Raw genomic sequence first — 7,715 nt, 5'->3', positions numbered from 1 at the left:
CGTGCTAGCACGACGGTTGCGGTGCCGACCGGTAGAGTTGGCGCCGAGCAGCCAAGACAGCAGGAGGAGTGCGGGTGGCCCGGGTCGTTGTGCACGTAATGCCCAAGGGTGAGATTCTCGACCCGCAGGGTCAGGCGATCGTCGGCGCACTGGGCCGGCTCGGACATGCCGGTATCTCAAACGTGCGGCAGGGCAAGCGATTTGAGCTCGAGGTGGACGACAGCGTCGACGACTCGGCGCTGGAAGAGATCGCCGAGTCGCTGCTGGCCAACACCGTGATCGAAGACTGGACCGTCAGCCGAGAAGCGCAGTGACGACGCGGATCGGCGTCATCACCTTTCCCGGCACGCTCGACGACGTCGACGCTGCCCGTGCGGTGCGTGCTGTCGGCGCCGAGGCGGTCAGCCTGTGGCACGCCGACGCCGACCTCAAAGGTGTCGACGCGGTGGTGGTGCCCGGCGGCTTCTCCTACGGCGACTACCTGCGCTGTGGGGCCATCGCGAAATTCGCCCCGGTGATGGGGGAAGTCGTCACCGCCGCAGACCGCGGTTTGCCGGTGTTGGGCATCTGCAACGGTTTTCAGGTGCTCTGCGAGGCCGGGCTGCTGCCCGGTGCGCTCACCCGCAATGCCGGTTTGCATTTCGTCTGCCGCGACGTGTGGCTGCGGGTGGCATCGACGTCGACGGCATGGACGTCTCGGTTCGAGTCGGACGCCGATCTATTGATCCCGTTGAAGTCCGGCGAGGGCCGTTACGTGGCCTCCGCCGACGTGCTCGACGAGTTGGAAGGCGAAGGCCGCGTGGTGTTTCGCTACCACGACAACCTCAACGGCTCGTTGCGCGACATCGCCGGTGTCAGCTCGGCCAACGGCCGCGTCGTCGGGTTGATGCCGCACCCCGAACATGCGATCGAGGCGTTGACCGGGCCTTCCGACGATGGGCTGGGCCTGTTCTATTCGGCGCTGGACGCCGTTCTCGCCGCCTGAGCCGCGGCTATCGCAGCGCGTGATCGGCCATCAGGCCGACCGTGCTGTTACCGACCGAAAGCCCTGCGGCGCTGCGTAATTCGCTGAACGCCGCAGTGAGCGCATCGGTTGCCTCATGTGGGTCTTTGAACGTCTCGTCGTCGGTGAGCACCGCGATGCCCAGCTGGTCGACATAGCTCCACACCGTGATGTTGACCGGAGCTCCCGGTGACAGCACACCCGTCGAGTAAATCTCGCTGACCGGGGCACCGCCGAAGTGGCCACGCTCCCTAGGCCCGACCACGCTGGACACCGCGACGTTCATCATCTTGTTCGGCGCATCGCGCTGCCCGAGCCACCGGAATGCCGCCGGGGCGATCGCCGTCGGTAGATAGCCCACCATCCGCCCGTACAGGCGTGGCCCGAGGATCTCGTGATCCTCCTTGGCGATCTTGGTCGCCAGCGCGACCAGCTGCGCGCGTTCGGCCGGATCGGCGACATGCACCGGCAGCGAAATCGACAGGCCGCTGATCTCGTTGCCGGTCACGCGCTCGGACTTGTCGGTGGCGGTCGGGACCGACGCGATGATCGGGCGGTCGGCTTTGCCGTCATAGCGCAACAACAGCTCGCGTAGCCCACCGGCAGCCGTCGCCAGGATCAGATCAGTGAGCGTGATGCCGAGGGCTTTCGCGGTCGCCTTGACGTCGGCCAGCCGAAGTGCGGCGGTGGCGAACCGGCGCTGCGGCGACACCACGTGGTTGAGGAAGGTCGGGGGCGCGTCGAAGGCGTCCGCGAGGTCCGGGTGATCGCCGCGCTCCCGGGTGCGCCGGCGCACCCGGCTGAATCCTTTGGCGGCGTCGCTGACTAGCCCTGGGAGCTCGGCGATCTGGCGGATGTGGTCGCGGCCGGCGGCGCGCAACAGACTTGCGGTGGTCGGTGTGACGCCGGCCTCGTCGTTGTCCCGCTCGTCGGTCGGTGCGTCCTTGAGGTCCATCGCCCGTGCCAGCAGATTGACCGAGGCGACGCCGTCGGCCAAGGCGTGGTGGATCTTGCCGATCAGGGCAAACCGTCCGCCGGACAGCCCTTCGGCGAAGTGAAATTCCCACAGCGGCCGGCTGCGGTCCAGCGGTGTGGACGCCACCTCGCCGACGACCGCGTCGAGCTCGCGGCGCCCGCCGGGTGCAGGCACCTGAACCCGGTGCAGGTGGTAGTCCAAGTCGACCTCGCAATTCTCCAGCCACATCGGATGGTGCAGCCGCCAGGGGATGTCAACGAGCTTGTAGCGCAACGGTTCCAACAGATGCAGGCGCCGGCGAAGGTGGCGCCGGAAGGCGTCGAAGCTGAACTCGCCGTCGCCGGAAGGATCGATGATCGCCACCTTCAGTGTGTGCGTGTGCAGGTTGGGCGTCTCGCTGTAAAGCAGCATGGCGTCCATGCCGTTGAGTCTTTTCACGCCCACCTCCGTGCCGACCTGTTCATGCAAGCACCAACGAGATGGCGTATTCGCCGAAATCGCAGATTCGCCGTCGGCAGCTCAGGAGTCGGAGGTCAGCCCAGGATCGGGAACCGGCGCTGCTCGGCCAACCGGTCCAGCGCGGCCTGCATCACCGAACGGACGTACTCGTCCACCTCGGCCACGTCGGGGTCCTTGCCGAATCGCGCGGTGATATCGATCGGCTCGAGGACCTCGGTGACAACCTTCGATGGCAGCGGAACATTCGGCGGGAAGACCACGCTCAAGCCGAACGGAAAACCGAAGCTCACCGGCAAGATGTCCATCCGAGCCTTGGTCAGGCCGAGTTTGCGGGCCAGCCAATTGCCGCGGGTCAAGAACAGTTGGGTTTCCTGGCCGCCGATCGACACCGTCGGCACGATCGGAACGCCGGCCTCGATAGCCGTCCTGATGTACCCGGTACGGCCGTTGAAGTCGATGGTGTTCTCCGTGAACGTTGGTCGGTAGGAGTCGTAATCCCCACCCGGGAACACCAACACCACCGCGCCCGAATGCAGTGCCACGGCGGCATTCTCGCGGCTGGCCTCTATGACGCCGAGGCGACGCAGCACTCCGTCCAACGGGCCCATGAAGATGCCGTAATGGCCGAGCGTGTACACGGGTCGGTCGTAGCCGAATTCGTTGTAGAAGGCCGGCGAGAAGATGAAGACGTCGGGAGTCATCATTCCGCCAGAGTGGTTGGACACCACCAGCGCTCCACCCGATCTCGGAATGTTGTCGATGTTGCGGACCTCGGCGCGGTGATACCGCTTGATCAAAGGTCCGACGGTGTTCGCGATCTGCTTGGTGAATTCCGGATCCCATTTGGCCGTCTCGCGATTCTTCGGCGATTTCGCCATGAGTGAGCCCTCGCGGTTGCTGATCAAATGTTAGCAGCATGATACTCTCCTTTTTAGAGAATGTCATATCCGCAGGCTGGGAGCCCGAACCGAATTGAGGACGATGACCGAGAAGGTTCTTGTCACAGGCGGTTTTGGCCTAGTCGGTTCGCAGACCGTGCGCCGGCTGGCCGCCGACGGCCACCGCGTGGTCGCCACCGACCTCGGGACCCCCGCCCAGCGCAAAGCCGCCGCGTCGCTGCCCGCCGGCGCCGCGGTGAGCTGGGCCAATCTCACCGACCAGCACGACGTTGACCGGCTGCTCGCAGAGGTGTTGCCGACGGCGATCGTCCACCTGGCCGCGGTGATTCTGCCGGCGGCCTATCGCCACCCCCAACTCGCGCGTCGCGTCAACGTGGACGCCACCGCGGCGCTGCTGCGCGCCGCGGAGGCAATCGAACATCCGCCGCGCTTCGTGTTGGCCTCCAGCAACGCGGTCTACGGGTCCCGCAATCCGCATCGTCACCCCGACCGGCTGCGCGTCGACTCCCCGCTGCGGCCGGCGGACCTCTACGGAGCCCATAAGGTCGTGGCCGAAAACCAGGTCCGGGCTTCGAGTTTGGAGTGGGTGATCCTGCGCCTTGGTGGGGTGATCAGCGTTGAGCCGGGTGCGATGCCGTTCACCGGCGACGCGTTGTTCTTCGAAAGCGCGCTGCCGGCCGACGGGCGCATCCACACCGTCGACGTCCGGGACGTCGCGGCCGCGTTCGCCGCCGCAACGACGGCCGACGTCGCGGGCGAAACTCTGCTGATCGCCGGCGACGATTCGCATCTGCACCGGCAGAAGGAGGTCGGGCTGGCGCTGGCCGCGGCCATGGGACTGTCGAACGTCCTGCCCGCCGGCCGCCCCGGTGATCCCGACAGCGACGAAAACTGGTTTGTCACCGACTGGTTGGATACCGCCCGCGCACAGCAGGCGTTGTCGTTCCAGCATCACTCGTGGCCGGACATGCTCGCGGAGATGCGGGCCATCGTCGGGTGGAAGCGCTATCCGATGTCCTTCGTCGGCCCCGTCGTGCGGCAGTTCCTGAAGCGCCAGGCCGCGTATCGGGACACGCCGGGCCGCTACGCCGACCCGTGGGGCGCGATCAGATCCCGGCTCGGCGAACCTCGGCCCGACAGTAGCGGCTAGGCCGCGGTCGAATCGCGATGCGCCTCAAGAAGTCTCAGCCAGACTTCGCTGATCGTCGGAAAGCATGGCACGGCGTGCCAGAGCCGGTCGACGGGCACTTGGCCGGCGACGGCGACGGTGGCCGAGTGTAGAAGCTCCGAGACGCCAGGACCGACGAACGTCACGCCGAGCAAGTAGCCACGGTCGGCGTCGACCACCATCCGCGCCCGCCCGGTGTATCCGTCGGCATAAAGTTTCGCGCCCATCACGACATCGCCTATTTCGACGTCAACCGTGTGCACCCGGTGACCGGCCTGCTCAGCTTGGTGGGCCGATAATCCGACCGCCGCGGCTTCGGGATCGGTGAAGAAAACCTGCGGCACTGCGTGATGGTCGGCAGTGGTCGCATGTGCGCCCCACGGTGCCGTGTCCAATGTCGCGCCCGCCGCCCGCGCCGCGATCGCCGCGCCGGCTATCCGCGCCTGGTATTTGCCCTCGTGGGTAAGCAGCGCTCGATGGTTGGCGTCACCGGCGGCATAGAGCCATCCGTCCTTGACCGTCGTGACGCGACAGGTGTCGTCGACATCGAGCCAGCTGCCAGGTGTGAGTCCCACTGTCTGCAAACCGATGTCATCACTGTTCGGTGCGCGACCCGTCGCAAACAGCACTTCGTCAACTTCCAACTCGCTGCCGTCGCTCAATGTCAGCGTCACCGGTCCATCCGGGTCTGGACGGTGCAGTCGGCTCACGGACACATTCAGTCGGACATCGACTCCGGACTTCAGGAAGCCGCGCTCGACGAACTCACCGACGAACGATTCCATCCGTGGCAGCAGTCCTGGACCCCGGGCCAACAATGTGACTGACGCGCCCAAACCTTGCCATGCGGTTGCCATTTCGACGCCGACCCCGCCCGCGCCGACGACCGCCAAGCGGTTTGGCACCGAGCTGCTATCGGTGCCTCTGCGGTTCGTCCACGGCCGAGCCTGATCGATCCCCGGTAAATCCGGAAGTGCCGCACGGCTTCCCGTGCAGATGACGACGGCGTGCCGTGCGGTGAGCACCGATGAGTCCCCGCCTGCCGTAGTGACCGTGACGCGACGGCGACCGTCCAGTCGTCCGTGACCGCGCACCAGAGTTGCACCGATCCCGGCTACCCAATCGGCTTGACCCGCGTCGTCCCAGTTGCTCACGTAACGGTCTCGTCGACCGAAAACGCCGCCCGCGCTGATCGAACCTGTGACCGCTTCACGGGCGCCGTCCAGGTGATCTACATCGGCGACGGCGATCACCGGACGCAGGAGCGCCTTGCTGGGCACACACCCCCAGTAGGAACATTCGCCGCCCACCAGTTCTCGTTCCACCATTGCGACGCTGAGACCACCCGCTCGGGCGCGCTCGGCGGCATTCTGTCCAACCGGTCCGGCGCCGAGAACGACGACATCGTAAGTATGTTCGGCTGCTGTCACTTTCGGCCCTTCCGCTCGGATGGTTTGACAGCCTACTGCGACATAGAAGATTGATTGCGCGGGCAGTCGTGCCCCCTAGCTCAGCGCGCTCTGATCGATCTGGACTGGGTATCCCGCGCTCAGCACCGCCACCGTCGACGGTGGGGTGAGCATCGACACGGCACCCTCGACCGGCCTGGTCATCAGTCGTCGATACGTATAGGCATCTTCGTCGAACGCCGCAAGGTGATCGCCGACGACAACGGCCGGCCCGTCGTCTGTGTCGACGAATGCCCCATCGGGCAGGGCAGGCCACTGCATCCGATGCGATGCGGCCCGTTCGCGGTGCAGCACGTTGTCGATGTCCTTGGCGCAAGGCGTTGCGCTGCCGTGGGTTTCATGCCACATCTGCCGGTAGCCGTTGTAGTCGCTGCGGCGGCATTCGGCGCAGGGGCGATGACCCGCGGCGAATGCGACAGCCTCGTCGAGAAAGAACAACTGCGTGTAGTGATTGGGCGCCCACTGTTCGGAGTGACGGCCTCTGAACTCCAAGACGCAGGTGATCCAGGCCTTGCCCTGAGAGTTCCTGACGACGTCGCGGGCGCCGCGTCCTTCGTGCAGTCGACCCCGATTGCCCATCCATGCTCCGCGGCCCGTGACCGCGATGATGTCGCCGCGAGGCGAAACCCGGTTGCGTGCGGGCGTCATTCGACGCCTTCGAGATCCAACAGCGCGCGTTTGGCGGTCGGTCCGCCGCGGTAGCCGCCCATGGTGCCGTCGGAGCGGACAACCCGGTGGCACGGCACCACGACCGGGATGGGGTTGGTCGCGCAGGTAGTCCCGACGGCGCGAACGGCCTTGGGCGAACCCGAAAGTCGGGCCAGGGCACCGTAGCTGGCCGTGGTGCCGTAGCCGATGTCGATGGCCAGGTGACCGAGGACCACACGGCGAAATCCCTTGGAGAGCTGCCAATCCAGTGGAACGTCGAAGGCGTGACGACGTCCGGCGAAATACTCGTCGAGTTGCCGCGCCACGGCGTCCAGGCGGGCCGGGGCGTGCAGCAATCGGGGGCTGATCCGGTCGGACAGGTTCTGCAGGACGGCGTCATGGCCCTCGGTGCTGAACGCCACGCGCACCAGCCCGACGGGCGTCGCGGCGATCAGCAGCGAGCCGACCGGGGAGTCGATCGTCCGATACGCGACGTCGAGGAGGTCGTCGTCGTCAGCGGCGGCGGCCAGACGGGTGTGTAGCCGGGTCAGGTCGGCACTGTCGACCGGATACAGCACGGCGAGGTCAATGGTGGTCATCAGCGAACTCCGTTGTGAGGTCATGGGAATAGGTGCGCCGCAGGGTGGCGATGCCGTCGGCGGCCGCGCGGCGGGCGGCGGCCGCGCTGCTGTCGAGCAGCTTGGCGATCTCGGCGTAGGGCAGCCCGGCCAGGTAGTGATAGGCCACCGCCTGACGTTGCTTGGTGGGCAGGCCGGCGACGGCTTCGGTGAGCTCGAAATGGTCGTCGGCGTGACCCGGCGGCGGCCGGTCCGGTGTGTCCGGCACGGGTATGGCCCGTCGGGCCGAGGCGCGGGTGATGTCGATCGCCTTGCGGTGGGCGATCGTGACGAGCCACGCCTCGACGTTGGCGTCGGCCGGCAGCTCGGGGTAGGCCGTCAGCGCCGCCAGGAAAGTCTCCGACCAGGCGTCGTCAGCGTCGGCGTGGCCGAGGACCGCGCGCGCCACCCGCAGCACGGTGGCACCGTGCTGCGAGACGACGCTTTCGAACGGCGGCTTCATTATTGGCGGCTAC

The 7,715-nt window shown here is 66.6% G+C and carries 9 protein-coding genes; 3 read left to right on the top strand and 6 right to left on the bottom strand.

Going from position 1 to position 7,715, the window contains the following annotated elements:
* The first annotated feature begins 74 nt into the window (after positions 1-74).
* Both purS and purQ read left to right on the top strand, forming a co-directional pair.
* On the top strand, positions 75-314 hold the full coding sequence (gene purS, locus VGH54_RS02440) for a phosphoribosylformylglycinamidine synthase subunit PurS (protein WP_331510343.1): 240 nt from the start codon (positions 75-77) through the stop codon (positions 312-314).
* Positions 311-985, top strand: a complete 675-nt coding sequence (gene purQ, locus VGH54_RS02435; RefSeq protein ID WP_331510342.1) for a phosphoribosylformylglycinamidine synthase subunit PurQ — start codon at positions 311-313, stop codon at positions 983-985. Before purS ends, purQ begins: the two co-directional genes overlap by 4 nt.
* Positions 986-992: 7 nt before the next feature.
* On the opposite strand, the gene VGH54_RS02430 is transcribed toward purQ, so the two are convergent.
* Positions 993-2,417, bottom strand: a complete 1,425-nt coding sequence (locus tag VGH54_RS02430; protein WP_331510341.1) for a wax ester/triacylglycerol synthase family O-acyltransferase — start codon at positions 2,415-2,417, stop codon at positions 993-995.
* A 95-nt stretch (positions 2,418-2,512) separates the two neighbouring features.
* Positions 2,513-3,316 (bottom strand): lysophospholipid acyltransferase family protein, encoded by an 804-nt coding sequence (locus VGH54_RS02425; RefSeq protein ID WP_331510340.1) that lies wholly within the window; start codon positions 3,314-3,316, stop codon positions 2,513-2,515.
* Between the two features lie 103 nt (positions 3,317-3,419).
* Between VGH54_RS02425 and VGH54_RS02420 the strand changes: the two genes are divergently transcribed.
* Entirely contained in the window at positions 3,420-4,487 is a 1,068-nt protein-coding gene (locus VGH54_RS02420; protein ID WP_331510339.1) for an NAD(P)-dependent oxidoreductase, read from the top strand.
* Here the strand turns inward: VGH54_RS02420 and VGH54_RS02415 are convergent.
* From VGH54_RS02415 to VGH54_RS02400, 4 genes are all read right to left on the bottom strand, one after another.
* The gene (locus tag VGH54_RS02415) at positions 4,484-5,935 is read right to left on the bottom strand and encodes an NAD(P)/FAD-dependent oxidoreductase (RefSeq protein ID WP_331510338.1); all 1,452 of its coding nucleotides are present in this window, start codon (positions 5,933-5,935) and stop codon (positions 4,484-4,486) included. The genes VGH54_RS02420 and VGH54_RS02415 overlap by 4 nt on opposite strands.
* A gap of 75 nt (positions 5,936-6,010) precedes the next feature.
* Positions 6,011-6,622, bottom strand: a complete 612-nt coding sequence (locus tag VGH54_RS02410; protein ID WP_331510337.1) for a hypothetical protein — start codon at positions 6,620-6,622, stop codon at positions 6,011-6,013.
* Positions 6,619-7,221 carry a methylated-DNA--[protein]-cysteine S-methyltransferase gene (locus tag VGH54_RS02405; RefSeq protein ID WP_331510336.1) on the bottom strand — a complete coding sequence of 201 codons (603 nt, stop codon included), beginning with the start codon at positions 7,219-7,221 and terminating at the stop codon, positions 6,619-6,621. The genes VGH54_RS02410 and VGH54_RS02405 overlap by 4 nt, the downstream gene beginning before the upstream one ends.
* Positions 7,208-7,702 carry an RNA polymerase sigma factor gene (locus tag VGH54_RS02400; RefSeq protein WP_331510335.1) on the bottom strand — a complete coding sequence of 165 codons (495 nt, stop codon included), beginning with the start codon at positions 7,700-7,702 and terminating at the stop codon, positions 7,208-7,210. The genes VGH54_RS02405 and VGH54_RS02400 overlap by 14 nt, the downstream gene beginning before the upstream one ends.
* Between the last annotated feature and the right edge of the window lie 13 nt (positions 7,703-7,715).

The sequence above is a fragment of the Mycobacterium sp. genome (assembly GCF_036488105.1).
Taxonomy (GTDB): domain Bacteria; phylum Actinomycetota; class Actinomycetes; order Mycobacteriales; family Mycobacteriaceae; genus Mycobacterium.
The sequence above is the reverse complement of the archived record's forward strand: the minus strand, read 5'-3'. Positions and strand labels throughout refer to the sequence as shown.

Excerpts from the sequence above, each read along its gene's own strand:
- VGH54_RS02425 (WP_331510340.1), bottom strand. The coding sequence starts at position 3,316 with ATGGCGAAATCGCCGAAGAATCGCGAGACGGCCAAATGGGATCCGGAA.
- VGH54_RS02420 (WP_331510339.1), top strand. The coding sequence starts at position 3,420 with ATGACCGAGAAGGTTCTTGTCACAGGCGGTTTTGGCCTAGTCGGTTCG.
- VGH54_RS02410 (WP_331510337.1), bottom strand. The coding sequence starts at position 6,622 with ATGACGCCCGCACGCAACCGGGTTTCGCCTCGCGGCGACATCATCGCG.
- VGH54_RS02405 (WP_331510336.1), bottom strand. The coding sequence starts at position 7,221 with ATGACCACCATTGACCTCGCCGTGCTGTATCCGGTCGACAGTGCCGAC.
- VGH54_RS02400 (WP_331510335.1), bottom strand. The coding sequence starts at position 7,702 with ATGAAGCCGCCGTTCGAAAGCGTCGTCTCGCAGCACGGTGCCACCGTG.